The sequence below is a fragment of the Methanobacterium sp. genome (genome assembly GCA_039666455.1).
Lineage (GTDB): Archaea > Methanobacteriota > Methanobacteria > Methanobacteriales > Methanobacteriaceae > Methanobacterium_D.
Map to the genome: position 1 here is coordinate 102266 of JAVSLW010000027.1, position 25180 is coordinate 127445.

Consider the following 25180-nt stretch of genomic DNA (forward strand, 5'->3'; position numbering starts at 1 on the left):
TGTTATTTTAGATTAGAAGTTTCATCGGGCTTCAATTTCTTCATATAACTCTCTAATGGTGGGTGAATCAGCAGGTAACTGTTTTATTAAGGTTAAAAGTTCTTTGTTCAATTCATTAATTGTTGGAATTAAACCCTCGCTCTCAAATTGTTCGTGAAGTTCATCTAAATCTTTATTTAGTTTTTTCTTGTAAAATTGCACCCTATTTTTGTGTTTTATTTTCTCCTGTTCTACTAACTTTCTATCGCCGTGTAAAGTTTCTATATAAGGAGTTAAAATAGCGAAAATATCTTTGTATATTCTGAAAAGACTATCAACTTTAATAGTTATTTGGGAAATACTTTGATTGTTATTTAATTTTATGCTTAAAAATTCGATTAAGTCTGTAAATTTCCTGAAAATTTCTAAAATATCTTCATCTTCGATATGCTCTAATGAAAAATAATAGTTTGATATAATACCTGAAATATTACGATCTTTTCTCCCAAAAAGGTTCATTTGGAGGTTTCCTCCCATTAGATCATCTTTAATTTCTTCAAACCAATTATTTAATTCTCTATTGGTTAAATAAAAGTCACGATATTCATTGGGAGTTATTTCACCATAAATCCATTCAAAAAAGGCTTTCCTATCCCTAACAAAATACTGGCTTAACTTCAAAAGACAATTATTTATCATTTGTGTTACTTCTTCAGGTAAATTAACCTGTTCCTGTGTTAATTGAGATAAATTAAAGTCCGCACCAAATGATGTTTTTAAATAGTCCTCTACAGTGCTTGAATAAAATCCATGCCTGTAATATCCCCACACAAAATCTTCTATAATGACACCATTCTGTTCTAAATCTTTTGAAACAAGTATAATTAGTTTATTAAGCCTTGTAGTTTGAATATATCTTTGTTCTTTTTTACTAAAGACATTTTGGGATTCATTGATAATATAGGCCGTTAAGTCATCATTATTTATTGCATATCCCATTCAATTACCTCATATGCTTTTTGATATTAAAATCAATATATTAGGTAATACTATTGTATATTTTATTAATGGTTTAAAATTTTCTTTTCTTTTATTAACTTTAAATAAAGGCCATTTATAAAATTTGTGATAATCCTAATCGTTAACATAATTTATGATGTTTAAAAATAATGAATGTAGTGATTCTATTTTTATTATGATTCCAATTTCCTGCTTCTTTTAATCAATTTTAATAAAATGATAAAACGAATTCTTAAAAAAGGTCTGTAAAGCCAGATAAATAAGGGCAGAGGCTTCAATAAAGGGACATTTATGTATTTAGATAAAAGTTAGACATTTCTCTACCTATAATTAATTCCACTAATTCCACAATTTATCCACAATTTATCCACTTATTCCACAATCAGGAAAATGTATAATACCTGGATTTTGTTTCACCCTTCGCTGTAAATATTCCTTTCTGAACCAGTTGCTTAAGATCAATTAAGGCCGTATTTGAACTAATTTCTGGATTAAGTTCTCTATATTCTTTATTTGTAATTTTACCATATTCAATTAGATAATTAATGGCTTTACGCTGTCTTTCATTTAATGTATTTAATATTTCATCACTAATTTTGTATTTTCTAAGTGTAACAACAACATTCCCTGACTTGATAGAATCCATATTCCAGTTGATGTGGTCCCTATTGACGCTGTTCGAGAGGAGATTAGAGAGCAGGTTTTAAGGGAGGCTATTCCTGTATAACGGGTTTAGATGCTATTGATTCTGTAGAGTTATTTTCCGTCCTTTTTTCTGTATTCATAAAATTTTAATAGATATAACTATAAAAAATATTAAACGATAACATGGAAGAAAAGAAAGAAGTGCAATATGAAATTGAAGATGTAAAAAGAAAAATACTTCCTATTTTAAAGCACTATGGGGTTAAAAAAGCCGGATTATTTGGATCAATAGTTCGAGGAGAGCTGCGAGAAGACAGTGATATTGATATTCTTGTTGAAATTGAAAAAGACATCAGTCTACTGGATTTTGTTGAGTTTAAACTTGAAATTGAGGAAAAACTGGGAAGAAAAGTCGATCTGGTGGAATACAGTGCAATTAAACCTCTTTTAAAGAACATAATACTTAGGGAACAGGTGGCAATTCTTTGAAGAAAGATGCAAGAGTTTACATTGAAGATATACTGGAAGGTATTCTAAAAATAGAAGAATATACAGACAATGTCACAAAAGACGAATTTTATAAGAATACGTTGATCCAGGATGCTGTTTTTAGAAGCTAGCGAAAACTTGTTTTCGCTGCGCCGAAAATTAATAATTTTCGAGCGATTAGAGATCATAGGAGAGGCGGTTAAGAACATTCCACAAGAAATAAAGGATAAATATGTGGAAATACCATGGAAACAGATTGCAGGGATGAGAGACATTCTCATACACCAATATTCTAGTGTTAAGCTGGAAAGAGTCTGGATTGTGGTAAAAAGAGATATTCCTGATTTAAAAGGTAAGATAGTTAATTTGAAAGAGAATATTGAAGAATAACTTCTCTAGTTCAACAGTTTTTCGCTGTGGAGAAAATAAATCAGATATTACATTCTAAAACGCCGATAAAACTTTCATACGCCTTATTTTATCCATTAAATACGTTTCTAAAAAGATTTGATCCCTATTCACACCAAATTACTTCTTTTTCTACACACGGCCGTAAATAAGGACTTAAAGATTTTTGCGTAACTAAATCAACTTTTCTACCGAAAAGGTTCTCTAAATAATCAATCAAACTCATGAAATCATGCAATGTGGGTTCTTCAAACTCTACAAGAATATCCCTCAAAAAATCTCTCAAAAATCCTGCGGATTTTTGGAGTGCAAAAACTTTGTTTTCTGCTATTCGATTTTTTGGGGGCGTGCAATAAATTGAAAAAATATAAGATTTAACATATTGAGGGAAATGGAAGAATGAACTATGAGATAACGACATTTATTGGACATAGGATCAAAGGAAAATTATTCAAAATCATTAATTTGAATTTAGAAAGCAAAAAACAGATCTAAATTTAAAGAGGATAAAATGAGCAAATCATTAAAAGACAGATTCCGAGGCTGTTTAATTGGACTTGCAGTGGGTGATGCATTAGGCGTTCCAATCGAATTTATGCATCCAGGGACATTTGAACCTGTAACTGATTTTAGAAGCGGGGGACCTCATGGTTTAGAAGCTGGAGAATGGAGCGATGACACATCACTGACTTTATGTCTTGCTGAAAGCTTAATAGAGAAAAAAGAATTCGATCCAGCTGATCAGTTAGAAAGATACAGGCGCTGGTACCGCGAAGGACATTTAAGCATCACTGGGAGTTGCTTTGATATTGGAAACACAACCAGAGAAGCTATACATAAATTTGAAGAAACTGGTAAACATTATTGTGGCCAAAAAGATGAATATTCATGTGGTAACGGATCATTAATGCGATTAGCTCCAGTCCCAATGTTTTATTATCGGGATCCGATAAAAGCAATTGAAAAATCCGGCGACAGCTCAAGAACAACCCATGGACACCAGAAGGTAATCGATGCCTGTAAATACATGGGTGGAATAATCTGTGGAGCAGTTAATGGGGTTTCAAAGGAAGAACTGCTTTCAAAGAGATATTCTCCAGTTGAAGGCTATTTTGATGAAAATCCATTAGATCCAGAGATTGATGAAGTGGCTTCAGGTTCATTTAAAGATAGAGAGCCTCCAGAGATTCGTGGAAGAGGATATGTGGTTAAAAGTTTAGAAGCGGCTCTCTGGGCTTTTTATAAAGGTAAAGATTTTGAAGAAGGCTGCTTGCTGGCTGTTAATTTGGGTGAAGATGCTGATACTACCGGGGCTATTTATGGGTATATTGCGGGGGCTTATTATGGTGAGAGCGGGATTCTGGGGAAATGGCGTGATGGATTGGCGGAATTTGATTTGATCGATTCTTTTGCTGAGGAATTATATGAAATTAGTAGAAATTCAGTATAAAATAAAGAATTTGAAAAAATCATAATAAAATAGATTTGCATTCTTCTAAAAATAATTCAGCACCATCAATTATGATTCTTGCTTCTTCTTCATTCAATTTTTGGAATAAACCATAATCAGCTTCTTCACGATCTTCTTGAGCTCTTGTAAACAAATCAAAGAGTTCCTTTTTTAAGCTTTAAGTTTTTCATATGACATTCCTATTAGAATTTCAGCTTCATCCAAGCACTACACCTTCTTTTTTAATAGTTGAGATAAAATGAGTATCTTTTAGAGTTTCATATTCTTTTTTAGAGATGACTTTGGCAGATATGTAAACGCCGGATTCAAGCAGTGCGGCACCAACCCTTTTCATAAGATTTAAAAGCAATATTTGTCTTTCGCTGAGCTTTATGATTGATTCAATGCAGTAACCCATAATATTATTAAGGAAGCATTATAATACAAAAAATAGTAAAAAGCAAACATATTAAATGTATTACTACGCTTACAATAATTTATTATTAAGATTTAACTGAATAAATCTGGCGTTACCTATGGAAGATGAAATAACAGGCTTAAAATCTCTTGTTGAACAAATTATAGATGAAATGCTCGAAAAAATTGAAAAACAAGAGGAATTTGACGCCATCACGTTTACAAATATCAAAGAAATAGCCAAAAATGGTGATTTAAAAAATGTGACGAAGGTTATTGAAGCTTTCAGGTGCCAGGATGAAATTAATTGAATTAGAAATAGATAACTTGCGCGGAATTCCACATCTAATTTTAAAGCCCAATGGAAATAATTTTTTAATTTTTGGACCAAATGGTTCTGGAAAAAGTGCAATTGTAGATGCACTTGATTTTCTACTTACTGGTCAAATCTCAAGAATGACTGGTGCAGGTACTAAAGATATTAAGCTTAAAGAACATGGTCCTCATATAAATTCAAAGCCTGAAGACGTTTGTGTTCGAGGAGTATTTGAAATACAGGGATTTGCAGAACCAGTTGAAATTAAACGTTCCATGAGTAAACCAAAAACTCTTATTTGTGACGCGAAAGTTAAATCCAGAATTACACCTATTTTAGAAATGGCTGATCGGGGCCAGCATGTTTTAACCAGAAGAGAAATCCTGAACTATGTAACTGCTGAGGCCAGCACAAGATCACAGCAGATCCAGAAGCTCCTTAAGATTACAGAAGTTGAGCAAATAAGAAAAAAACTGAGTAATGTTAGAAATAGACTGAATGAAGAATTAAAATCATCTGAAAATTCTAAAGTTAATGCTGAAGCAAGTATAATGGCCACAATCGGAGAAACAAACTTTGATAAGGAAAAATTGCTCCAAATAATCAATGAAAATCGCCAAATTTTAAGTGGAGAACCTATTTTTGAGATTAAATCTTCTCTTTTAAAGGAAGATATTAATCCAATTGCAGGTTCAGCTATTTCAGTTAACACAGCCCTTTTAGAATCAGATATCCAAAATATCCAGCAATTGATTTCAAAAGAAAATAAAGAAACAATTTCAATAACAAATGGAAAATTAAGGGATTTGATACTTAAAATTAGTTCTGATCCTAAGCTTAAAAAAGCCACAGAACTAAAAAGACTCACAGAATTAGGGCTTGTTTTAATTGATGAAGATGGAAACTGCCCTTTATGTGGAACTGATTGGAATCCAGGGGATTTAAAAGAAAACCTCCAAAAGCAGTTAGCTGATTTAAAAGAAGCATCTAAAATACTTGATGATATTTCAAAGTTATCCAATTCAATAAACATGCAAATAAAGAGTTTAATGTCCAGTATTGAAAAAATTTTAGATGTCTTGGAAACTCTGGAAATAAAGGATAAGTATTTGGAACCTGAATCATGGTTAGGGGATTTAGAAGAACTTTCAACAATTTTGGAAAATGCATTGGAAAATTATCCAGATGAACGATTTGGCCAAGAAACAGTTCAAAATTTGCACTCACCTCCTGATATTGAAAAAATTTTAGATGAAATTCTTGATTTTGCAAAATCAAGGACTCCAGAGTCAACTCCTGAACAAACAGCCTGGGAAACATTAATTCGACTTGAAGAAAACCTCAAAGTTTACGAAGAAGCTGAAATTAATCTCAAAAATGCCTCATTGGCTTATAAAAAATCCGAAATACTGGTCAAATCCTATGAGGAATCAATGGAATCAGTTTTAGGTAAACTGTATAATGGAATTGTAGATAGATTTGAAGAGCTTTATATTGGAATGCATGGCGAAGATGAGAGTGAATTTAAAGCTATGATTTTTCCTAAAAAATCTGGACTGGACTTCAAAGTTGATTTCCACGGTAAAGGTATTCATCCGCCGCATGCACTGCACAGTGAGGGTCATCAGGACACCATGGGAATATGCCTTTATCTGGCACTGGCTGAAAGTATAACTGAAGGCTTGATTGATTTAATTATTTTAGATGATGTGATGATGTCTGTTGATAACGGGCATCGTAGAAAAATATGCAAATTACTGGCCAATTCATTTAAAGGAAGGCAATTTTTCATTACAACTCATGATAAGACCTGGGCACGCCAGCTTAGATCAGAAGGTGTTGTAACCAACAAAGGCATGATTGAGCTTTTTAACTGGACGCTGGAATCTGGACCGGCTTTGGGCACTGGTTTTGATATCTGGGATAAGATTGAAGATGATTTAATGCGCAATGATGTTTCTGCTGCGGCTGCAAAGCTCAGGCGTGGATCTGAAGAGTTTTTCCGATTGGTCTGTGATTCGTTGCAGGCGCCCGTAAAATTTAAGGAAAGCGGTCAGTATGAACTTGGTGATTTGCTTTCTGGTGCACTTGGTGCATATAATAGGCTCTTAAAGAAATCAAAATCTGCTGCAAGATCATGGGAAAACTTTGAAGAGCTTTCAAGATTAGAAGAAATAGAAACAAATTCTAAAGATGTTTTTAGAAGGAGTAATGCTGAGCAGTGGGCAGTTAATGCTAACGTTCACTATAATGAATGGGCGGACTTCGATTTAAAGGATTTTGAACCTGTGGTGGAGGCTTTTCAGGATCTTTTCCGTGTTTTTCAATGTGATGGTTGTAATGGGATGATTCATGTTTCTATGCAGGGAAATAAAGCTGAGGCGGTTAGGTGTAATTGTGGAGGGTTTAATTGGAATTTGGTTGGGAAAAAATAATTCATAAGCAATTATTCTAATCTAATTAATTTTTTGATAATTAGTTAAAAATTTTAATAATACGTATTAGATTTATGATAAACATTAATAAATGAATAGAAAACATGTACATTTATATATTATTGGTAGAATATAGAGGAATAAATTATTAGAATTAAGTAATTTGTATGAAAAAATAAAAAATGCAATTAAAATTTGTAAATTAGTTTAAAACAATTATTTGGATTTTTAAGGATATTAATAGTAGAAACTAACATTTAAATCAAAAGCGTTAATTAGTGATCAGATAATAAAGAAAAATAGTCAAGTTGGGGAGTGTAATGAATTACAGTGCAGGATTAGTTTCAAAATCATTTTGGTATATTGAATCTAAAAAAACAGCTAAATATATGTTTGAATGATTAAATAGGGAACAAATTCGGGATTTGGCTATTAAAAATAATTTTTTAAGTTTATTTCACTCTATATTTAACTGTCGAAAAGGGTAACTTTAAGGGGGATTTGAATGACGATCTGGATTTATACTACCAAAGAAATTCAAGAATACCTGGATTTGGAGGAAAACACAGAAATCAAAAGAAGCAGCACCAATAAATCAAAGAAAGGAGACATAATTTTAATTTACAGAGGTAAACCACACAGCAATATAGCTTATATTTTTAAAGCGAATTCCGATGCATATGAAGATAAATATTTTAGAGATGACTGGGATATTGCAATTGACCTCCATGAAAAGATAGAAATTCCAAATCCCTTAGAAATTCAAGAAATGCGTGATGATCCAATTTTAGGAAATTGGAACATTGTAAGAAAGAATTTTATAGGTTCCTTTTTTAAAGTGCCACCTAAAGAGTGGGAAAGGTTTAAAGCGTTGATTTTGGAAAAAAATCCTGAATTAGAAAATGATATTGAAAATTTAGAAAATGAGAAGAAAGCAGAACTAATGAAGGATACGGGCACAATTTCGGCTGGTTATTATGATTTAAATGCGGGTAGAGCACACATTGTTCGAGATATTTGTTATTTAATCTCTAAGAATGACAATACTTCAGAAAATAATCTTTTTGAAATTTTAAGGGAAAATGTTAAAGATGAATTATACTGGAGAGCGTATTATCAGCGATCAACTAAAAACAACAGTCCCGGATACAATCTTAGATCTGCAAGAACTTTAAAATTAATTTTTAAAAATAAATTGGAACTTACAGATTTAGGGAATGAATTAGTCAATGCTGTAACTCCAGAAGAGTTATTCACCTATAATTATGGTATTGGGGTCAAGAAATTCTTCTATAAATTGGCTTTACAAACTTATCCCATCAGAACTGCTATGAATATTTTAAAGGAGAAAGAAAGACTAAGATTTTATGCATCTCTTTGTGGTCGTGCTAATAAAGTAATGTGGAAATATAAAGAAACAGAAAAGGGATTTATCTGTGAACAAGATGAATATTCAGAGTGTGATGATTGCGATCGTGATTTTTTAAAGCATGTAAAAGAATCTTCCCTCCCTTTTGAAACTTTAAGAGAAACTAAAGGTAGTGATGAAGGTTTTGTATTCTGGATGTGTAGTAGGGTTACTCCAATGCATTTAACTGGTTCAAATCCTGGTTATTCGGGAAATACTATTTATTGGGATGAAGAAGCTGAAAAAGAATTAGAAACCGGAAATAGCAACGTAGATCCAGATATAATAAAAACACTTTATAAAGAATTTGAAAATAATTTTTATAACTCTGAAGAAGGAATCAATCAATCTCAAAAATATGATCTTGAACGCCAAAAAGTAAAGAAATACTTTGAAATTATAGGAAATGATCCAGAGGCTAAATTTAATACTCAAGATCCCCCGATTAATCATTTACTCCCAATTAAAGAGCCAGCAGTTGCACCAGTGGCAGTTGGGACTATTAAAGTATATGGATACGAAGATAAGGATTTACCAGGCTTAACTGAGGCTGTATATAATCTGATTCAAAATTTAATAGAGACAGATGATAAAAGCCAACAAAAGGAATTAATTACTACTTTTAAATCAGGACCATACAAAAAAGGTTTTGGAACTGGAACGTTAACTCCAGTATTACATTATTTAAACCCTGAATTTTTCTTTATTAATAGGAGAGCAGTTAGTTTTTTTCGTTTTATCTCTAAACTATTGGGAAAAGATGATAACATATCTGTGGAATTAGTAGAATATATAGATAATAATGAGAAATTAAAAAAGCTTTTTAAAACATTAACTACTTATATTCCAGATTTAAATTTTGAGAAATTTGATGAATTTTGTCACTGGCTATGTTCCAAAGATTTAGGAAATTATGCAGAAGATCAGGAAAAATTTAAGGCATGGATGTTAAAGAATTACCCCTCTGACAAAGAAGTTGTTAATGAAAACGAATTCTTAAAATTCTTAAAAGGGATTTACAGCCATGAAATGCAGGTTGCGCTTGGAGAACTTGGACGAGGCAAAAACGTAATATTATATGGACCTCCAGGCTCTGGAAAAACTGTTTTATCCAAAATCGTTAGTGAAGAATATCTTGGAAAAAATGCCTATTCATTATACACTGTTCATTCAGGAACTGATTATTATGACTTAGTTTGCAGAATAGTTCCACAAATCAATGGAAATGGAGATTTGGTTTATTCTAAAGAGCGAAGATTTCTTTTAGATGCTTTATTGTCGGGTAAAGTGCTGATATTGGATGAAATTAACAGAACTCAAATTGACACTGCTTTAGGAATATTTTTCACTTATTTAGAAAGGGATCATAGAATTAGCGATGCAGAACAAATAAAAGAAATTCTTAAAAAAGAAATAGATGAAGAATTGGAAATAAATGATTTAAGAAGTAAACTATCAGATTTCAGAATAATAGGCACATTAAATGTCTATGATAAGACTTTTCTTTTCAAATTAGGCGATGCTTTAAAGAGAAGATTCACATTCATTGAAATCACCACTGAAAAAGATTTAATTGAAAAATTAACATCTTTTGATGAATTTAAGAAAGAATTTATAGATGCATGTGATTATAAAGGTGATTTTAATACTGTAAATACAATAATAGATGTTTTTGCAAATTTAAATAGCATTAAGCCATTAGGAATAGGTATTCTTAAAGATTCTTTACAATTTTCATCTTATTTCAGTGAAAACGCAGCAGATTTATCGGTTTCATCCTTAATTGTTCCATTCTTTGAAAATGATCTCAATTATTCCAATATACTGGGTATCTTAGAAAAATACGATTTAAATGTTTCAATAAACAAATTGAAAAGCTTAAATTTCGGTACCAGTGATATAAATGGAATCTGAATATTATTGGGATGATGATAAAGAGCTTAACCGACGTCTTTTCAGCTTTAACAATCTGGATGATTTAGAAAGGATAAAAATTAATGGCATTAATGCTCGAAAGCTTTTAGATAAACAAAAATTATCTTTAGGGATTTGGGATAATTCTAAAACTATTTTTATTCCAGTTTATGATAAATTTGGGGATTTAATAGTGGAATATAATAATAATGTGATTAGAAGGATGAAAATTGTTCCGTGGAAACTTTCTAAGCATCAGAAAACTCCTGAAGAAGTTTATAATTACATAACCAATGATATTTTTGAAGATATTAGTTATTTTTTAAGTTATGTCATAAAGAACATGAAAAAAGATATAAAATCTATAGATAGCTTTTCTTATCAATTATTAAACGATTTTCCCAAATCAACAGATTTTTTAGTATATTTGTTAGAATATAATTGTAATTTACTGGAGAAATCTCTTTTTAACATTTATAATAGTGGTCCTTTGCATAAAGAAATTGAAATTAATACGGATTATAGTGGATCACAATTAGTTTTAACTTCTTTAATCAATCCATCCCCTTATAAATTATATAATAAAAAGAGACATACTCATGAAACTACTTTAAATCAAATGATGTTTCAATCAGCTTATTTTATGATGCAGGCATCAAAAATGGTTGAGGAAAGACTTGATCCTAAAAATGAACTCTTAAAAAAGAGAACTAATAAAATTTTCCAAAAAAGCAATTCACTTCTTAATAAATATGATTTATGGTCCTTTTTCAGTACAGAGACTTTAGTTGATGGAGAAATAAGATCCAGGCTAATTTCTCAAAATAATCCATTTTATAAGGATGCTTATAAAATATTCAAGATAGTAAGGGATATTATTGTTTATATAGCTTTAATCGCTGCTTTGCGTATAGAAAAAGGAGTTGAAATGCCTTTAACTGAATTTTATACTATTTATGAGATATGGACAATCGCCAAAATTTGGGGGATTTTCCAAAATAAAGGCTTCATGCTTAAAAATGTAGAAATCGGCTCATTTAATTTAATTTCTGCAAAAATGACCCTGAATTTAGTAAAAGGTGAATCAAAAGCTAAAGTTATTTGGGAAATGCATTTAGACCCTGCAGATCATTCTACATATTATGGTGGTTTAATTAGAGAATTAAATCTGTCTGATAAAGATACTAAAATTAAACCAGATGTTACAGTGATTTTTGAATGCAAAGATCTTAAAAAAACTTTAATTGGGGATGTAAAATTCACTATGAAAAAAGGAAAAAGTGCTTTACCTAAATTAGAATCATTATATAAAGTATTAAGTTATGTGGAAGATTTAAAACGTTCTCCTATTTTTGAAGGATTTGGAGTTGAAGGATTATTAATTTATCCGGGTAATATGGATTCTGCCAAAACTCCATATACTGAAAATGATAACTGTATTAACATAACATCGTTAAATATGTTTAATCAGAATTTCGAAAAGATTTTTGAAGTAAAGGAATAAATATCTACAATTACTAATGATTCATAACTATTTACTAAAGCATAAAGGGAATATCCATGATCCAATGGAATCAATTTGAACAAATAGTGGTCCAAAACCTCAAAAGAGACATTACAGAAGACAAAAACCCTGATCAAAACAAAGCCATCTCCGCACCAATAGACCAATCCCAGTTCATCGTTGCAGGCCCGGGCAGTGGAAAAACCACTGTAATGGTCCTTAAAATCCTCAAGTTCATCTACGTCGATAACATTCACCCTTCAAACATCCTTGCAACAACATTCACCCGTAAAGCTGCTGCAGAACTCCGTTCAAGAATCCTTAGCTGGGGCGACCAGATAAGACAACATCTAATACAAAATCCCACCTATTCCTCTATTCACAACGATTTAAAAAGACTTGATTTTAACCAGATAATTACAGGAACCTTAGACAGCATCTCAGAAGACATTTTAAGGAATCACCGCGATCCTGGAGCTGCTCCACCAATAGTTGTTGAAGATTTTGTGGCAAACGCCATAATGATGAGAGTTGGGCTTTTTAGTCAAGAAAGACACCACGAAGAAGACTTAAGGGAATACTTGATTGAGCTAAGGGGCGGTAAATTTGGTTTTAACACTTCTGAAATGAGCAAAAGCCTCCTTGAAATAAAAGACAGATTCTATCATGATCAGGTTGATTTTTATGCATTTAAAGATCAAAATGATCATCCGGGCTGTAAATTAGCCTGTGATGCCATTGCTGACTACATCGACGAATTAAAAGATAAACTTCTTTTTGATTTTGCCATGCTGGAGCAGGAATTCTTAAACAAACTACAAGACGGAAAACTGGACAAATTCCTTAAAGACATCAAGCTTATTCTGGTGGATGAATATCAGGACACTAATTTGCTTCAAGAAAAGATTTATTTCTATCTTGCAAAAGCTGCAATTGAAAATAAAGGCAGTATCATTGTTGTGGGCGATGATGACCAGTCCCTATACAGATTTAGAGGCGCTACAGTTGATTTATTCACTAATTTTAAAGAAAGAATTCAAAATGAACTCAAAATAAGTCCTGATCTTATTAATCTCTCTAAAAATTACCGTTCCACTGGATGTGTGGTTGATTTATGCAACTATTTTGCTCTTTTAGATAGTAAATTCCAGCCTGCAAGGGTTGAAGGTAAACCAAAAATTGTACCTGCCAGATTCGGCGATTTCACCGATTTTCCAATACTTGGAATGTTTAGAAGAGATATCCACACTCTGGCTGATGATCTGGCCAAATTCATTCATAAAGTGATCTACGAAGACGGATTTAAATTGGAATATAACGGAAGAGTCTATAAAATCCAGGCCGACCAAAAAGAAGGTTCTCCAACTGATATTTCCCTTCTTTTAAGCTCTCCTCGTGAAATGAGTTTTGGAGGAAAACCAAGATTACCGCTAAGACTGCGTGAAAAACTGATGGAGGTTAATCCTGAAATTCATGTATTTAACCCCCGGGGCCAGAGTTTAGAGCGTATTCATTGGGTTAGTGTTCTTTGCGGGCTTATTTTAGAGTGTATTGACCCATATAGTAATGTCCAGGATAATATTGAAAAAATGCCCCGTTCTGCAAAGTATAGATTTGATAAATGGCGCCAAACAGCACAGAAGTACGTTGAAGAAAATCCAGAGCCGAATGATCCTGTAACACTCAAACAATTCACAGATGCATGGAAAACAAGAACTCCTTTGGGTCGAAAAAGCTGGAAAAGAGATGTTCCACTAATGGGCCTGGTTTATAAGCTGGTTACATGGATTCCAGTTCTTCAAGATGATGTTGAAGGTCTGGTTTACCTTGAGGCGGTTACAAGAACCATTGCCCAGACCGGATTTTTCAGCAGCTACGGCTCTGAAATAGTTTTTGATGAAAAATATCCTGATTTAGAATGGTATTCCATAAAAGAAGCTTACTGGAACATATTTGTGCCCATTGCCACAGGTGCAATTGATGTTGATGAGGATCTCCTGGAAACTCTACCAGATGATAGAATAAGTTTCATGTCCATTCATCAAGCCAAAGGACTTGAATTTCCATTAACCATAGTTGATGTGGGCTCTGATTTCAGGCAGAGTTATCCGGCACAGGCATTTAAGAGGTTTCCTGAGGATGGAGGTAAATCCTGCGCACTTGAAGATGAATTAAGATTATATTGTCCGTTAGGCGCTCCAGATAGAGAAGGAAGAGACAGGGCATTCGATGATCTTATCAGACAGTACTTTGTGGCTTTCAGCCGTGCCCAGGACGTCTTATTATTAATAGGTTTAAATTCTGTTCTGGATGGATACAGACTGAAGTATGGAGAACATCGTTTAATTCCTAATGTGGCCACAGGATGGGATAGAGATGGAAATAACAGAGGATTAAAGGATTTAATAAGAATTTAGGTGGAAAAATGTCGCTTTCAGTAAGATCAAAACCATATATCATTCCTGAATACAGTTTAACTGGAGATTTACTGGCTTATTTAACCTGTGGATTGCAGTATAGATATCAAAACAAGGGAACATTGCCTCCTTCCATGCCCATACAGTTATGGTTTGGTGATTTTATCCATGGCGTAATGGAAGAGGCTTATCTTCGCTGGAAAGATAAAGATTGGAAGGATTTCCCCTGGGATTGGGAAACAAAGATCAGGAATATAGAGCTTGAAATAGATAAAAGGATGCGTTCAAGAGGATTACAGCCGCCTGCAAATTTATTCTGTCCATTCCAAAAACCTAATGATGTACAGGGGCTTTGTCCAGACACAAACCACCCTCATAAACTGGTTGCAAGCGTTAGAGCCGAAGCAGCAATTAATACATGGGGTCCGCACCTTTTCCCATTAATAGATGACGCTGAAGTAAGGCTTAAAGGTATAAGAGACATGCCTGGTTACAAAAAAGGCGTAAGCCGTTCAAATTACTATGGAATAACTGGAATAATTGATGTTTTAAGCTCTGTTAAGATAGAAGAAGCTTCCACAAAGAATCTGATCATTAAATATCTTAGTAAGGACCCGGAATACAAAGAAAGAATTGAAAACTTAAATTCTCCTGAATACGAGATTATTGTGGATTATAAAGGTATGAAAAGACCGCCTGTTAATTCTCCTTCCTGGCAACACCACCAGTGGCAGATTCTCACCTATTCATGGCTCCGTTCAATGCAGCCTGAATCACGTCCAGTTTTAACTGGAATATTATTCTATCTAAATGAATTATCTCTTTTTAAAGAGGACTTGAAGCTGCTTAAAGATGAAGTTCAAGATGGAAGTACAGATATAATGCCATCTGCAAATGATTTGAATAATTTGCTTAAATGGAATACAAAATTAAAAGCGCCTGATCTATCAGAAACCTTCAAGAATGAAAGGTCTATACGTTTTATCATGACCGAAGATAAGTCCATAAGTAATTCTTTAAATGAATTTGACCAGGTAGTGGCTGAAATTGAAAACAGTATAATCTGTGAGGTTAATGGAAATGGAATAAAATCTTCATGGAATCCTAATCCAGATAAAAGAACATGTGATGCCTGCGACTTTAGAACTTTCTGTAAAAAGTCAGAAAGCACAAAAAATGTGCTTACTGTGCCATAAAGTTTAAAAGAGTTGTTATTTATATCCATATTTTTGTCAGGCTATATTTCACTCCTTTTTCCTTAAACAATTTTAGTATTTCATCTGTTTTTTTAGCTTCAATGATAAAAGTCGCTCTTCCAAGCTTTTTCCCATACTTAGAAACAATTCCTTCTCTCTCACTGATGTATTCCTTGTTTTTGTGTTTCTTTTTAACTTTATATCCGTATAACTGCCTTTTAATGTACATCTTATTTTTTTGTGGTATATTTCCATAAGTATATGAGATTAAAGCTGCAGGTTTCAGGAACTCTTTTTGACCTAAAATTAGTTCTGGTTTACAGTATAACGTAATCCCGTCTTTAACAACTTCCCATAGGAAATCTGAATCAATAGATTCGCCACGGTTAAAAAATACAAAAGAAAAAGGATTTTGTAGCTTATATTTATTCTCAATTTTAATTGCAATCCTTTGAGCTTCTCGTCCCTCTTCTCCAATTTCTGGATTCTTATTAGGCAAATTAAACATTAAAAAAATATCAATATCGCTCTTTTTGTGCATTTCACCCTTTACTGCAGATCCAAATAGAATAACTGCTTCAATACCTTGTATTTCTTTCAAATTTTGTGCTAATTCAAAAGCAGCATCTTTAATGTTCATGAATCCACCTTACAATCTGGTTTAAGATTTTAAGGACTTCAGAAACTGTTTTTCCGTTACCTTTACCTCCATACCAGCGTCCATGTCTAATTGTTTCCAGTCTGCCAAATGCAATTGCAATTTCTTCTTCATTTCTTTCCCTTAAAAATCTTTGAAGTCCTGTATGAGTATCTTTATGTGTACCAAATCTTTTTTCACATTCATAAGAGATATAATGCATTGAACATCCATAAACTAATTCTACTTTGAACTTACATGCTCTTCATCTGTTTTGAGTATATCAATACTCTTTTTGATTTCTTCAGCTCTTTTTAGATGAGATTCTGCATTCATATTAATTGCACTCCTGTTATATATGTACAGAATTACTACTATATTTACTTTTCTGTTAACATATAACTGTAAAAACTTTCTGTTACATAGGTATAGAATATAAGAATATTCATATATTCTGTAAGTATATAACCGGAAAATTTGTAATTACTTAAGCATCACAAAACAAATAGCACCCGATCTATCAGAAATGTTCATTTTTTTAATAGATTTGGCAATTTCAAATCTAAAATTGAAAAACAGCATCATCTGCAAGGGACACGGCAAAGGGATAAAATCATCATGGATTCCCAATCCTGAAAAACGAACATGTGATGCCTGCGACTTAGAAAGTACAAAAAATGTGCTTACAGTGCCTTGAAAATTTAAATAACTGGTGCTTTGGTCATTAAAATATTTTAAGTTTATTAAAACACCTTTTGTATTATTGATAAAACATATAGCATTCTAAGAGCTTCTTGTTTTATTGATATAACAGTTACCTTTATTATAATGACGTTTTCATGATTTTAATATCAGCCCACTTGTGCATCGAAAATTATTGTAAATCACAATATATCCTGTATGTAATATTATATACAATATGTATTGCAAAAAACAATACAAATTATATGTAATGTATTTTATATTATATATTGTAAAATACAATACAATAGAAGGTGATTATGGTGGATATAGCCTGGGGAACTGATGCAGAATTAACTGATGAACAGTTTTACAACAGGGATGAAGAGATTTTATGGATAAAAAATCTCCTGGAGACAACTTCTAAGGGTTCGCCCCCAACAATTATGGTCATTGGAATAAGGGGAGTGGGAAAGACAGTTTTACTTAAACGAATTAAAAAAGAGCTGGATAATGATTATTTAACCAGTTATATTGATTTGTCCGCTACATCTGGTTATCAAATGGGTAAATTAACTGAAATTGACATAATGGAAGATCTTTACCAGGCATGGATGGAAGAATGCGAAAATAAAAACATTTTCAGTTTATTTAAGAAGATTTCAAAGGTTAAAGAAACAAAAAAGTTTAAATTGAGGGAAATTGTAGATGTTGGTGGGTTGCCGTTTCCAGTACCAGAAACAGAGGATGATTACAAAAAACTTTCCAGGTTTGTACTGGATTTGCCTCAAAAAATTTACGAAGAACAATCTGATAAATTTAAAGGGGCTATTTTGTTCATTGATGAATTCCAGGTACTTAAAGACTTAGGTAGAGGTTTAGATGCGTTTTTGTGGTTTATTAGAAGTGTTGTTCAAAATCAAAAAAATGTAGCTTACGTTTTTTCCGGGTCCCTCACTTCAACAGATTCTATCATTGCAAAAATTGCAGGTAGAGATGGTGCTTTTGGTGGAAGGATGTTAAATGTGGAAATACACCCTTTTACAAAAGAAACTGTAAGGAATTATTTAAAAGAGAAATTACCGTCCCTGATTTTTAAAGATAATGGATTTGAAAGATTTTATAAATGTACAGGCGGGATACCTTTTTATGTGAACACATTTGCAAAACTACTTCAAAAGAATGTCAGTTTAGATGGAAATGATGTAAAGGAAGAATTTCAAAGAACTTTACCCTATCTTGCAATACATATAATGAATCAATGGAGCAGATTGACTTTACAGGAACAGACTATTTTAACAAAGCTTATTGATAAACCCCTTAAAAGGAAGGATATATCAAATAGTTTGAATGTAACAACGGGTTCTTTAAGCATTCCCCTTAACAAATTACAGGATCGTGGACTTGTAAAATCTGAAGAAGGGGTTTATGACATTTCAGAACCTATTTTAAAGGTATGGCTTAAAAAGGAATACATGAAAAAGGGTGTTTTTCCTTTTAGAAGTATTTAGATAGAATTAATTATTTGGGGCACAACTTATAATTTATTTAAACATGGAAGATTTTGGATATAATCCCGGGAATATTTAAAAATTAGAGAGATCATATCTGATTTATGGATTAGGAATCCATGACCTCTTCAGGTCATGGTAGTTCAATACTTTGATAACCTGAAAAGGACATAATATATAACTATTTGGAGGACTTTAATGATAAAATGCATAACCTGTGCTGCAGAATACGACTTAAATGAGATAATATATACCTGTCACGAATGTGACTCGGTACTGGAAGTCATATGCAGTCCAGAGGTTTCAAAAGACATTTTTAGCTGTAGAAAATCTACAATGTGGAAATACAAAGAATTCATGCCTGTTGATCCATCTAAAATAGTGAGTCTTGAGGAAGGTGGAACTCCCTTCTGCAAATGCGATAAACTTGGTGAAAAGCTTGGAATTGACCTTTATGTTAAAGTAGAAGGTTCAAATCCAACTGGAAGCTTTAAAGATAGGGGGATGAGTGTTGGAATAACAAAAGCATTGGAGCTTGGAGTGGATACTGTTGGATGTGCATCTACAGGGAATACATCCGCATCACTTGCAGCTTATGCTGCCAGAGCAGGATTAAGGTGTATAGTTCTTCTTCCATCTGGAAAGGTGGCTCTTGGAAAACTTGCTCAGGCAATGTTCCACGGTGCTGAAGTTTTATCTGTTAGAGGTAACTTTGACGAGGCTCTGGAAACTATTACTGCTCTTGCACTTCAGGGTAAACTTTATCTTCTAAATTCTGTAAATCCATTCAGATTGGAAGGTCAAAAATCAATTGGATTTGAAATAGTAGATGATTTAGGCTGGAAATCTCCAGATAGAATAATATTACCTGTTGGAAATGCTGGTAACATATCTGCTATATGGAAAGGAGTAAAGGAGTTTCATAATGCAGGTTTCATGGAGCATCTGCCAATGATGACCGGTATTCAGGCAGAGGGGGCAGCACCGATTGTCAGGGCAGTAAGGGAAAATAAAGATGTTATAATCCCATTTGAAAATCCAGAAACAGTTGCAACAGCAATAAGGATCGGGGCGCCTGTGAGTGCAAAAAAGGCACTGGCAGCCATTTATGAATCTGGTGGCCTGGCTGAAACAGTGACTGATGAAGAGATTTTAAGTGCTCAGAAATTACTTGCAAGAACTGAAGGAATTGGGGTAGAACCTGCGTCTGCAGCTTCAATTGCAGGGCTTATAAAGCTTGTAGATAATGGTGAAGTAGATAAAAAGGAACAGGTAGTATGTATTGTAACTGGCCATCTATTAAAAGACCCTGATACTGCTATAAATGCATGTATGAAGCCTGTTGAAGTTAACGCTGATATAAATGAGCTTTCACGCATTTTAAATCAGGGATAATTGATTTCATTTTAAATTTATTTTTAATGAAATCTAACTTTCCTACTTATTCCATTTATTTTTGCTTTCGTTTTTACAACATGATTTTTAACTGGGTGTCAAAAAATCATGGTGATTGTCTTCACGTGTCGAAATATCATATAATTCTTCAAATAATCACCCAAAAAAACGATAAATATATATAGGAGTAATTCAAGAGAGTATATCAATCAATATACAAAAATGAGGTGATTAAATATGGAATTACCAATTGCTCCAATTGGAAGAATAATAAAAAACGCAGGTGCTGAAAGAGTCAGCGATGATGCAAGAGAAGCTTTAGCAAAAGCTTTAGAAGAACAAGGTGAAATGATAGCTGCAGAAGCTGTTAAACTCGCTAAACACGCTGGAAGAAAAACTGTTAAAGCATCCGACGTTGAATTAGCAGTTAAAAGGTTATAAACCTTTTAATTCACTCAAAAAATCTATTTTAATAGATTTTTGGTGCCCCGAACATGAAACATTCGAAAACCTACGGTTTTCGATGCATCAAAAATCCATGATTTTTGACAGTGTTCGAGGGTTTTTTTATTTCTGTAATAAGCTCTTTTTTTTGTAAATTTTTTACATTTTCCATTAAATTTGATTATGATAATTGCTGTAATTTCAGATATCCACAGTAACTTAGAGGCATTAGATCGGGTGCTTGAAAAGATTGATTCTGATATTATTCTGTGCTGTGGAGATATTGCTGGATACTACACCTGGCCAGATGAATGCATTGAAAAAATACGTCAGATAAAGGCTATTTCTGTAACTGGAAACCATGATTTTGCATGTGTAACTGGGGATACCAGGGGTTTTAATCTATATGCAGAAAAAACAGTAAAGTGGACAATGAAAATAATAAAAGATGAGAATATTGAATTTTTAAGCATGTTGAAACCTAAAATTAAGCTTGAAATTGAGGGTACAGACATTATGCTGGTTCATGGTAGCCCACGAAATCCTGTAAATGAATATGTTTTTCCCCAAACACCGGATTCAACGCTTCAATCTTTCCTAAAAGATGAAAATGTGGATATATTGATAATGGGACATACTCATGTACCATTTATAAAAAAATTCCATGATAAACTTGTTTTAAATCCGGGTAGTGTTGGACAGCCAAGAGACAATAATAAAAAGGCTTCATTTGCTATTTTAGATGTATCAAAACGAGATGCCCGGATCTGTAGAGTAGAGTATGATATAGATAAGGTTGTTGATGATTTGAAACTGAAAGGACTGCCTCTTTTTCTTGGAAAACGGCTGTATATGGGTATATAACATTAAAATTTTTAATCCTGGATTTTAAGTGATCGGAGCATGTTTCCATGGGAATTTAAGATATCTTTCTTTTTAACTCTTTTCCAAAGCTTAGATAAAAGTATATAAGTAATGATCTTATACATATTTATTTACTGATTCTTTTAGTGTTTTTATCAAAAACTGTTTTAGAATTGTAATTCAACCTTTTTTCGCCGGGTTGATAAAAAGTCCTCGCTCTGCTTGGAAAGGTGAACTTTTAATTAACTACATTTTTAGTGTTTTGAAAATCCTATTAGGCAACAACTTTTATATAGAGAAAAGTTGATAGTATGGTTATGCCGATGGATGGTATAAAAACCAGATGAAAAAGGAGGTAAATCACATGGCAAAAGCAATATATGTAAAATTTGACGTACCACAGGAAATAGTTGATAAGGCTTCTGAGGCTTTAGAGATAGCAAGAGATACAGGAAAAGTAGGAAAAGGAACAAACGAAGTAACTAAAGCCATAGAAAGAGGCAACGCGTTATTAGTATTTATAGCAGAGGATATTGATCCTCCAGAAATAGCAGCTCACTTACCTGTCCTTGCTGAAGAAAAAGACGCTCCCTATGTTTATATCCCAACAAAGGATGAATTGGGGGAAGCAGCAGGTTTAAATGTGGGTACAGCATCTGCAGTCATATTAGACGCAGGTGAAGCTGAAGATTTAATAAATGAAGTAGTTGAAAAAGTTGAAGAACTCAAAAAATAATTAACTTTTTCACTTTAATAGTTCAGGGTGATTATATGGCAGAAGCAACTCCTGCTGAGGTAATTGAAGTTCTTAAAAGAACTGGTATGACTGGAGAGGTCATGCAGGTAAAATGTAGAATACTCGAAGGAAGAGATAAGGGTAGAATATTAACAAGAAACATTATGGGGCCGATAAGGGAAGGCGATATCTTAATGTTATTAGATACAATAAGAGAAGCTAAAGAAATCCGTACTCCCTAATCTGGATGGTGCTTAATATGAGAACATGTTCATTCTGTGGAGAAGAAATGCAGGAAGGTACCGGAAAAATGTACGTCAAAAAAGACGGAAATGTATTTTTCTTCTGCAGCAGCAAATGCGAAAAAAATAAGATAAAACTTGGAAGAGTCCCAAGAAAGGTCAAGTGGGTTAAACAATGAGTGAGAGAAGTTTTGTAATGCTTAAACCAGATGCCGTGCTTAGAAGGCTTATGGGGAAAGTATTAGCCAGATTTGAGGAACGTGGACTTAAAATAGTCGCTGCAAAAATGATGGAAATTTCTGAGGACCTTGCAAAAGAGCACTACAAAGAACACAGAGAAAAACCGTTCTTTAATGACCTTGTAAGCTATGTTACATCAGCACCAGTCCTTGCAATGGTAATTGAAGGTGATGAATGTATAAGTCTTATAAGGAAAATGGTTGGTGCTACCAATCCAAAGGAAGCAGATATTGGAACTATAAGGGGAGATTATGCTATTGATACTGGTAGAAATATAATTCATGCCTCAGATTCTCCTGAATCCGCAAAAAGAGAAATTGCGCTGTTTTTTAAGGACTCTGAAATTTGTAAGTATAATTTACCGGATGAAAGCATTCTATTTGAACAATAATTTTTTTTATCCTACTTTTTAGAGGTTTAAAAATTGAAAATAAGATCACCAATAGTTTCTGTACTTGGACACGTGGATCACGGGAAAACCACTCTCCTGGATTATATAAGGGGTAGTGGTATTGCTCAAAAAGAAGCAGGTGGAATCACACAGCACATCGGTGCAACAGAAATCCCAATGGAAGTTATAGAAAGCATTGGTGGTGAATTTCTTAAAAAACTGGGCATCAAAGAGACCCTTCCAGGGCTTTTCTTTATAGATACTCCGGGCCATGAAGCATTTACCACCCTCCGTAAAAGAGGTGGAGCGCTTGCTGATCTGGCGATATTAATTGTGGATATTAACGAAGGGTTCAAGCCGCAAACTTATGAGGCTTTGAACATTCTTAAAATGTATAAAACTCCTTTTATAGTTGCGGCAAATAAGATAGATAAAATATTTGGATGGCAGCCAAATGAAGGCACACCGTTTATTCAGTCCTTTTTTAAACAACCTCAAAACGTTCAGGAAAAAGTTGATACGGGTCTTTATGAACTTGTTGGAATTCTCCATGACCAGGGATTTGAATCTGAAAGATTTGATAGAATAAGTGATTTTTCCAGTCAAATAAGCATCATCCCCCTAAGTGCAAAAACAGGTGAAGGAGTTCCTGAACTTTTAGCAATGCTCATGGGGCTTGCAAGACAATATTTAAAAGAGCAGCTTAAGATTGAAGAAGATGCCCCTGCAAAAGGAACCATTCTTGAAGTAAAAGAAGAAGTTGGACTTGGAGTAACCATAGATGCTGTAATTTACGATGGAATACTCAAAAAGGACGATGTCATTGCCATTATGAAGGCTGACGATGTAATAACCACCAGCATACGGTCACTCCTAAAGCCCAGACCACTTGAAGAGATCAGGGGAGAGAAGAAGTTCCAGAAGATTGACGAGGTTATCGCTGCTGCTGGAGTCAAGATAGTAGCCCCAAATATTGAAAACGCTGTTTCAGGGTCGCCGCTACGTGTTGCACGTGGAAATATTGAAGGCGTAAAAGAAGAAATTTTAAAAGAAATTGAAAACATAAAAATAGATACTGACGAACTTGGAATTGTGGTTAAGGCAGACACGCTGGGCTCACTTGAAGCGCTGGTTAACCTGCTTAGAGGTATGGATATTCCAATAAGGTCCGCGAATATTGGCGATGTCTCCAGAAGGGATGTAGTCGATGCTGCAATTTCTAAAAAAGAAGAACCTCTTTATGGAGTTATAATTGCCTTCAATGTAAAGATCCTTCCTTCTGCTTTTGAGGAAATTAGATCATCAGAAATTAAGCTTTTCTCTTCTAACATTATATACCAGCTAACTGAAGATTACCAGGCATGGATAGAGCTGTACGAGGAAGAAAAGAAAAGGGCATATCTGGATGCTGTTATAAAGCCTGCAAAGATAAGGGTAATTCCTAAACTGATATTTAGAAATAGTAAACCTGCAATAGTGGGCATTGAAGTTTTAGGTGGAACAGTTAAACAGGGTTACGGCCTTATAAGGGGAGATGGTTCTAAGGTTGGAAAGGTTGAAGGGATGCAGGATAAGGGAGAAAACTTAAAATCAGTGTCAAGGGGCAAAAAAGTTGCCATGAGCATAAAAGATGCAATATTTGGCAAGAATTTTGATGAAGGAGATGTTTTATACGTGGATATACCTGAAAATCACTACAAAATCCTTGAATCAGAACTTAAAAGTAAGCTCAGCGAAGATGAGTATGAAACACTCCACGAAATAGTGGATATCAAACGGAAGGAAAATTCTGACTGGGGAATGTATTAATATTTAAGTATAATTCAGATTAAACTAATAAAAAATGGATAATAGTACAGAGATTAGATGGAGGAGATAGATTGGCATTTAAATTAGTCATTTCAGAAGGAGAAAAAACTCATCAAATAGAGGTTGAACAGGCACAGTCAAAAAAATTACTCGGTTTAAAAATAGGGGAGGAAATTGAAGCTTCTTTAGTTGGTTTAACCGGATACAAGCTTAAAATCACAGGAGGAAGCGATAAAAATGGGTTCCCTATGAAAAAAGATGTGGATGGACCAAGAAGAATAAAAAGCCTTCTTTCTGGCGGTATTGGATTTAAACCAAAAATGGACGGACAGAGAAGGAGGAAAACTGTTCGTGGAAACACAGTATCTGATGATATAGTTCAAATTAACACAATTGTTACAGAAAAAGGGGCTAAAAGTATAGACGAACTTTTAGGATCCAAGGAAGCAGAATAATTAAATCATTTTAAAGGATTCAGGTGTAACTCGTGAAAACACAATCTGAAATAAACATAGGGCTTGTAGGACACGTTGATCATGGTAAAACCACATTAACAAAGGCTCTATCAGGTATATGGACTGATACACACAGTGAAGAGACTAAAAGGGGGATATCAATAAGACTGGGTTATG

General features: G+C 33.5%; 29 protein-coding genes. 22 read left to right on the forward strand and 7 right to left on the reverse strand.

Annotated features, from left to right (window positions below):
• Positions 1 to 21: 21 nt before the first annotated feature.
• Together PQ963_07475 and PQ963_07480 are read right to left on the reverse strand one after the other, a co-directional pair.
• Entirely contained in the window at positions 22 to 978 is a 957-nt protein-coding gene (locus PQ963_07475) for a hypothetical protein (GenBank protein ID MEN4029501.1), read from the reverse strand.
• A gap of 403 nt (positions 979 to 1381) precedes the next feature.
• Positions 1382 to 1645: a hypothetical protein gene (locus PQ963_07480; protein MEN4029502.1), complete on the reverse strand. Its 264-nt coding sequence runs from the start codon at positions 1643 to 1645 to the stop codon at positions 1382 to 1384.
• 182 nt (positions 1646 to 1827) lie between these two features.
• Between PQ963_07480 and PQ963_07485 the strand changes: the two genes are divergently transcribed.
• From PQ963_07485 to PQ963_07495, 3 genes are read left to right on the forward strand one after another with little or no spacing between them, the layout of a single operon-like run.
• On the forward strand, positions 1828 to 2133 hold the full coding sequence (locus PQ963_07485) for a nucleotidyltransferase family protein (protein ID MEN4029503.1): 306 nt from the start codon (positions 1828 to 1830) through the stop codon (positions 2131 to 2133).
• Positions 2130 to 2264: a hypothetical protein gene (locus tag PQ963_07490; protein MEN4029504.1), complete on the forward strand. Its 135-nt coding sequence runs from the start codon at positions 2130 to 2132 to the stop codon at positions 2262 to 2264. Before PQ963_07485 ends, PQ963_07490 begins: the two co-directional genes overlap by 4 nt.
• A complete protein-coding gene (locus tag PQ963_07495; GenBank protein MEN4029505.1) occupies positions 2245 to 2523 on the forward strand; it encodes a DUF86 domain-containing protein in 279 nt (92 codons plus the stop codon). Before PQ963_07490 ends, PQ963_07495 begins: the two co-directional genes overlap by 20 nt.
• A 124-nt stretch (positions 2524 to 2647) precedes the next feature.
• Here PQ963_07495 and PQ963_07500 read toward each other — a convergent pair whose 3' ends face one another.
• Positions 2648 to 2827: a hypothetical protein gene (locus PQ963_07500; GenBank protein ID MEN4029506.1), complete on the reverse strand. Its 180-nt coding sequence runs from the start codon at positions 2825 to 2827 to the stop codon at positions 2648 to 2650.
• 225 nt (positions 2828 to 3052) lie between these two features.
• On the opposite strand from PQ963_07500, the gene PQ963_07505 reads away from it, so the two are divergent.
• Entirely contained in the window at positions 3053 to 3991 is a 939-nt protein-coding gene (locus tag PQ963_07505; GenBank protein MEN4029507.1) for an ADP-ribosylglycohydrolase family protein, read from the forward strand.
• 19 nt (positions 3992 to 4010) lie between these two features.
• On the opposite strand, the gene PQ963_07510 is transcribed toward PQ963_07505, so the two are convergent.
• Both PQ963_07510 and PQ963_07515 read right to left on the reverse strand, forming a co-directional pair.
• Positions 4011 to 4145, reverse strand: a complete 135-nt coding sequence (locus PQ963_07510; GenBank protein MEN4029508.1) for a hypothetical protein — start codon at positions 4143 to 4145, stop codon at positions 4011 to 4013.
• A 63-nt stretch (positions 4146 to 4208) separates the two neighbouring features.
• A complete protein-coding gene (locus PQ963_07515) occupies positions 4209 to 4409 on the reverse strand; it encodes a hypothetical protein (protein ID MEN4029509.1) in 201 nt (66 codons plus the stop codon).
• A gap of 118 nt (positions 4410 to 4527) precedes the next feature.
• On the opposite strand from PQ963_07515, the gene PQ963_07520 reads away from it, so the two are divergent.
• From PQ963_07520 to PQ963_07545, 6 genes are all read left to right on the forward strand, one after another.
• Complete coding sequence (locus PQ963_07520; GenBank protein ID MEN4029510.1) at positions 4528 to 4719, forward strand: hypothetical protein; 192 nt, start codon at positions 4528 to 4530, stop codon at positions 4717 to 4719.
• Positions 4706 to 7159, forward strand: coding sequence for an AAA family ATPase (locus PQ963_07525; protein MEN4029511.1), 2454 nt, complete (start codon positions 4706 to 4708; stop codon positions 7157 to 7159). Before PQ963_07520 ends, PQ963_07525 begins: the two co-directional genes overlap by 14 nt.
• Positions 7160 to 8036: 877 nt before the next feature.
• Positions 8037 to 10481 carry an AAA family ATPase gene (locus PQ963_07530; GenBank protein ID MEN4029512.1) on the forward strand — a complete coding sequence of 815 codons (2445 nt, stop codon included), beginning with the start codon at positions 8037 to 8039 and terminating at the stop codon, positions 10479 to 10481.
• Complete coding sequence (locus PQ963_07535; GenBank protein MEN4029513.1) at positions 10471 to 11985, forward strand: hypothetical protein; 1515 nt, start codon at positions 10471 to 10473, stop codon at positions 11983 to 11985. Before PQ963_07530 ends, PQ963_07535 begins: the two co-directional genes overlap by 11 nt.
• Before the next feature lie 56 nt (positions 11986 to 12041).
• Complete coding sequence (locus PQ963_07540; GenBank protein ID MEN4029514.1) at positions 12042 to 14402, forward strand: ATP-dependent helicase; 2361 nt, start codon at positions 12042 to 12044, stop codon at positions 14400 to 14402.
• 8 nt (positions 14403 to 14410) lie between these two features.
• Positions 14411 to 15598, forward strand: coding sequence for a PD-(D/E)XK nuclease family protein (locus tag PQ963_07545; protein ID MEN4029515.1), 1188 nt, complete (start codon positions 14411 to 14413; stop codon positions 15596 to 15598).
• A gap of 19 nt (positions 15599 to 15617) precedes the next feature.
• Here PQ963_07545 and PQ963_07550 read toward each other — a convergent pair whose 3' ends face one another.
• Both PQ963_07550 and PQ963_07555 read right to left on the reverse strand, forming a co-directional pair.
• The gene (locus PQ963_07550; GenBank protein MEN4029516.1) at positions 15618 to 16238 is read right to left on the reverse strand and encodes a nucleotidyltransferase domain-containing protein; all 621 of its coding nucleotides are present in this window, start codon (positions 16236 to 16238) and stop codon (positions 15618 to 15620) included.
• The gene (locus PQ963_07555) at positions 16228 to 16458 is read right to left on the reverse strand and encodes a hypothetical protein (protein ID MEN4029517.1); all 231 of its coding nucleotides are present in this window, start codon (positions 16456 to 16458) and stop codon (positions 16228 to 16230) included. Before PQ963_07555 ends, PQ963_07550 begins: the two co-directional genes overlap by 11 nt.
• Positions 16459 to 16803: 345 nt before the next feature.
• Between PQ963_07555 and PQ963_07560 the strand changes: the two genes are divergently transcribed.
• The 12 genes from PQ963_07560 to PQ963_07615 form a co-directional block, all read left to right on the forward strand.
• Positions 16804 to 16932, forward strand: a complete 129-nt coding sequence (locus PQ963_07560) for a hypothetical protein (protein MEN4029518.1) — start codon at positions 16804 to 16806, stop codon at positions 16930 to 16932.
• Positions 16933 to 17236: 304 nt separating this feature from the next.
• On the forward strand, positions 17237 to 18427 hold the full coding sequence (locus PQ963_07565; GenBank protein ID MEN4029519.1) for an ATP-binding protein: 1191 nt from the start codon (positions 17237 to 17239) through the stop codon (positions 18425 to 18427).
• A gap of 198 nt (positions 18428 to 18625) precedes the next feature.
• Positions 18626 to 19822, forward strand: a complete 1197-nt coding sequence (thrC, locus tag PQ963_07570; protein MEN4029520.1) for a threonine synthase — start codon at positions 18626 to 18628, stop codon at positions 19820 to 19822.
• Positions 19823 to 20059: 237 nt separating this feature from the next.
• On the forward strand, positions 20060 to 20263 hold the full coding sequence (gene hfoB / locus PQ963_07575; GenBank protein ID MEN4029521.1) for a histone HfoB: 204 nt from the start codon (positions 20060 to 20062) through the stop codon (positions 20261 to 20263).
• Between the two features lie 186 nt (positions 20264 to 20449).
• Positions 20450 to 21130, forward strand: a complete 681-nt coding sequence (locus PQ963_07580; GenBank protein ID MEN4029522.1) for a YfcE family phosphodiesterase — start codon at positions 20450 to 20452, stop codon at positions 21128 to 21130.
• A 364-nt stretch (positions 21131 to 21494) separates the two neighbouring features.
• Positions 21495 to 21866, forward strand: a complete 372-nt coding sequence (rpl7ae, locus tag PQ963_07585; GenBank protein MEN4029523.1) for a 50S ribosomal protein L7Ae — start codon at positions 21495 to 21497, stop codon at positions 21864 to 21866.
• A gap of 35 nt (positions 21867 to 21901) precedes the next feature.
• Complete coding sequence (locus tag PQ963_07590; GenBank protein ID MEN4029524.1) at positions 21902 to 22108, forward strand: 30S ribosomal protein S28e; 207 nt, start codon at positions 21902 to 21904, stop codon at positions 22106 to 22108.
• Between the two features lie 17 nt (positions 22109 to 22125).
• Entirely contained in the window at positions 22126 to 22287 is a 162-nt protein-coding gene (locus tag PQ963_07595; protein ID MEN4029525.1) for a 50S ribosomal protein L24e, read from the forward strand.
• Entirely contained in the window at positions 22284 to 22739 is a 456-nt protein-coding gene (gene ndk / locus PQ963_07600; protein ID MEN4029526.1) for a nucleoside-diphosphate kinase, read from the forward strand. Before PQ963_07595 ends, ndk begins: the two co-directional genes overlap by 4 nt.
• A gap of 33 nt (positions 22740 to 22772) precedes the next feature.
• Positions 22773 to 24548 carry a translation initiation factor IF-2 gene (infB, locus tag PQ963_07605; GenBank protein MEN4029527.1) on the forward strand — a complete coding sequence of 592 codons (1776 nt, stop codon included), beginning with the start codon at positions 22773 to 22775 and terminating at the stop codon, positions 24546 to 24548.
• 71 nt (positions 24549 to 24619) lie between these two features.
• Positions 24620 to 25003, forward strand: coding sequence for a 30S ribosomal protein S6e (locus tag PQ963_07610; GenBank protein MEN4029528.1), 384 nt, complete (start codon positions 24620 to 24622; stop codon positions 25001 to 25003).
• A 32-nt stretch (positions 25004 to 25035) separates the two neighbouring features.
• Positions 25036 to 25180 (forward strand): GTP-binding protein (locus tag PQ963_07615; GenBank protein ID MEN4029529.1); only part of this gene is annotated, 145 nt, incomplete at its 3' end.

What these genes read in the sequence shown, in the direction of transcription:
- PQ963_07475 (MEN4029501.1), bottom strand. Translation starts at nt 978, where the DNA reads ATGGGATATGCAATAAATAATGATGACTTAACGGCCTATATTATCAAT.
- PQ963_07480 (MEN4029502.1), bottom strand. Translation starts at nt 1,645, where the DNA reads ATGGATTCTATCAAGTCAGGGAATGTTGTTGTTACACTTAGAAAATAC.
- PQ963_07485 (MEN4029503.1), top strand. Translation starts at nt 1,828, where the DNA reads ATGGAAGAAAAGAAAGAAGTGCAATATGAAATTGAAGATGTAAAAAGA.
- PQ963_07495 (MEN4029505.1), top strand. Translation starts at nt 2,245, where the DNA reads ATGCTGTTTTTAGAAGCTAGCGAAAACTTGTTTTCGCTGCGCCGAAAA.
- PQ963_07505 (MEN4029507.1), top strand. Translation starts at nt 3,053, where the DNA reads ATGAGCAAATCATTAAAAGACAGATTCCGAGGCTGTTTAATTGGACTT.
- PQ963_07515 (MEN4029509.1), bottom strand. Translation starts at nt 4,409, where the DNA reads ATGGGTTACTGCATTGAATCAATCATAAAGCTCAGCGAAAGACAAATA.
- PQ963_07520 (MEN4029510.1), top strand. Translation starts at nt 4,528, where the DNA reads ATGGAAGATGAAATAACAGGCTTAAAATCTCTTGTTGAACAAATTATA.
- PQ963_07525 (MEN4029511.1), top strand. Translation starts at nt 4,706, where the DNA reads ATGAAATTAATTGAATTAGAAATAGATAACTTGCGCGGAATTCCACAT.
- PQ963_07535 (MEN4029513.1), top strand. Translation starts at nt 10,471, where the DNA reads ATGGAATCTGAATATTATTGGGATGATGATAAAGAGCTTAACCGACGT.
- PQ963_07540 (MEN4029514.1), top strand. Translation starts at nt 12,042, where the DNA reads ATGATCCAATGGAATCAATTTGAACAAATAGTGGTCCAAAACCTCAAA.
- PQ963_07545 (MEN4029515.1), top strand. Translation starts at nt 14,411, where the DNA reads ATGTCGCTTTCAGTAAGATCAAAACCATATATCATTCCTGAATACAGT.
- PQ963_07550 (MEN4029516.1), bottom strand. Translation starts at nt 16,238, where the DNA reads ATGAACATTAAAGATGCTGCTTTTGAATTAGCACAAAATTTGAAAGAA.
- PQ963_07555 (MEN4029517.1), bottom strand. Translation starts at nt 16,458, where the DNA reads ATGCATTATATCTCTTATGAATGTGAAAAAAGATTTGGTACACATAAA.
- PQ963_07565 (MEN4029519.1), top strand. Translation starts at nt 17,237, where the DNA reads ATGGTGGATATAGCCTGGGGAACTGATGCAGAATTAACTGATGAACAG.
- thrC (MEN4029520.1), top strand. Translation starts at nt 18,626, where the DNA reads ATGATAAAATGCATAACCTGTGCTGCAGAATACGACTTAAATGAGATA.
- hfoB (MEN4029521.1), top strand. Translation starts at nt 20,060, where the DNA reads ATGGAATTACCAATTGCTCCAATTGGAAGAATAATAAAAAACGCAGGT.
- PQ963_07580 (MEN4029522.1), top strand. Translation starts at nt 20,450, where the DNA reads ATGATAATTGCTGTAATTTCAGATATCCACAGTAACTTAGAGGCATTA.
- rpl7ae (MEN4029523.1), top strand. Translation starts at nt 21,495, where the DNA reads ATGGCAAAAGCAATATATGTAAAATTTGACGTACCACAGGAAATAGTT.
- PQ963_07590 (MEN4029524.1), top strand. Translation starts at nt 21,902, where the DNA reads ATGGCAGAAGCAACTCCTGCTGAGGTAATTGAAGTTCTTAAAAGAACT.
- PQ963_07595 (MEN4029525.1), top strand. Translation starts at nt 22,126, where the DNA reads ATGAGAACATGTTCATTCTGTGGAGAAGAAATGCAGGAAGGTACCGGA.
- ndk (MEN4029526.1), top strand. Translation starts at nt 22,284, where the DNA reads ATGAGTGAGAGAAGTTTTGTAATGCTTAAACCAGATGCCGTGCTTAGA.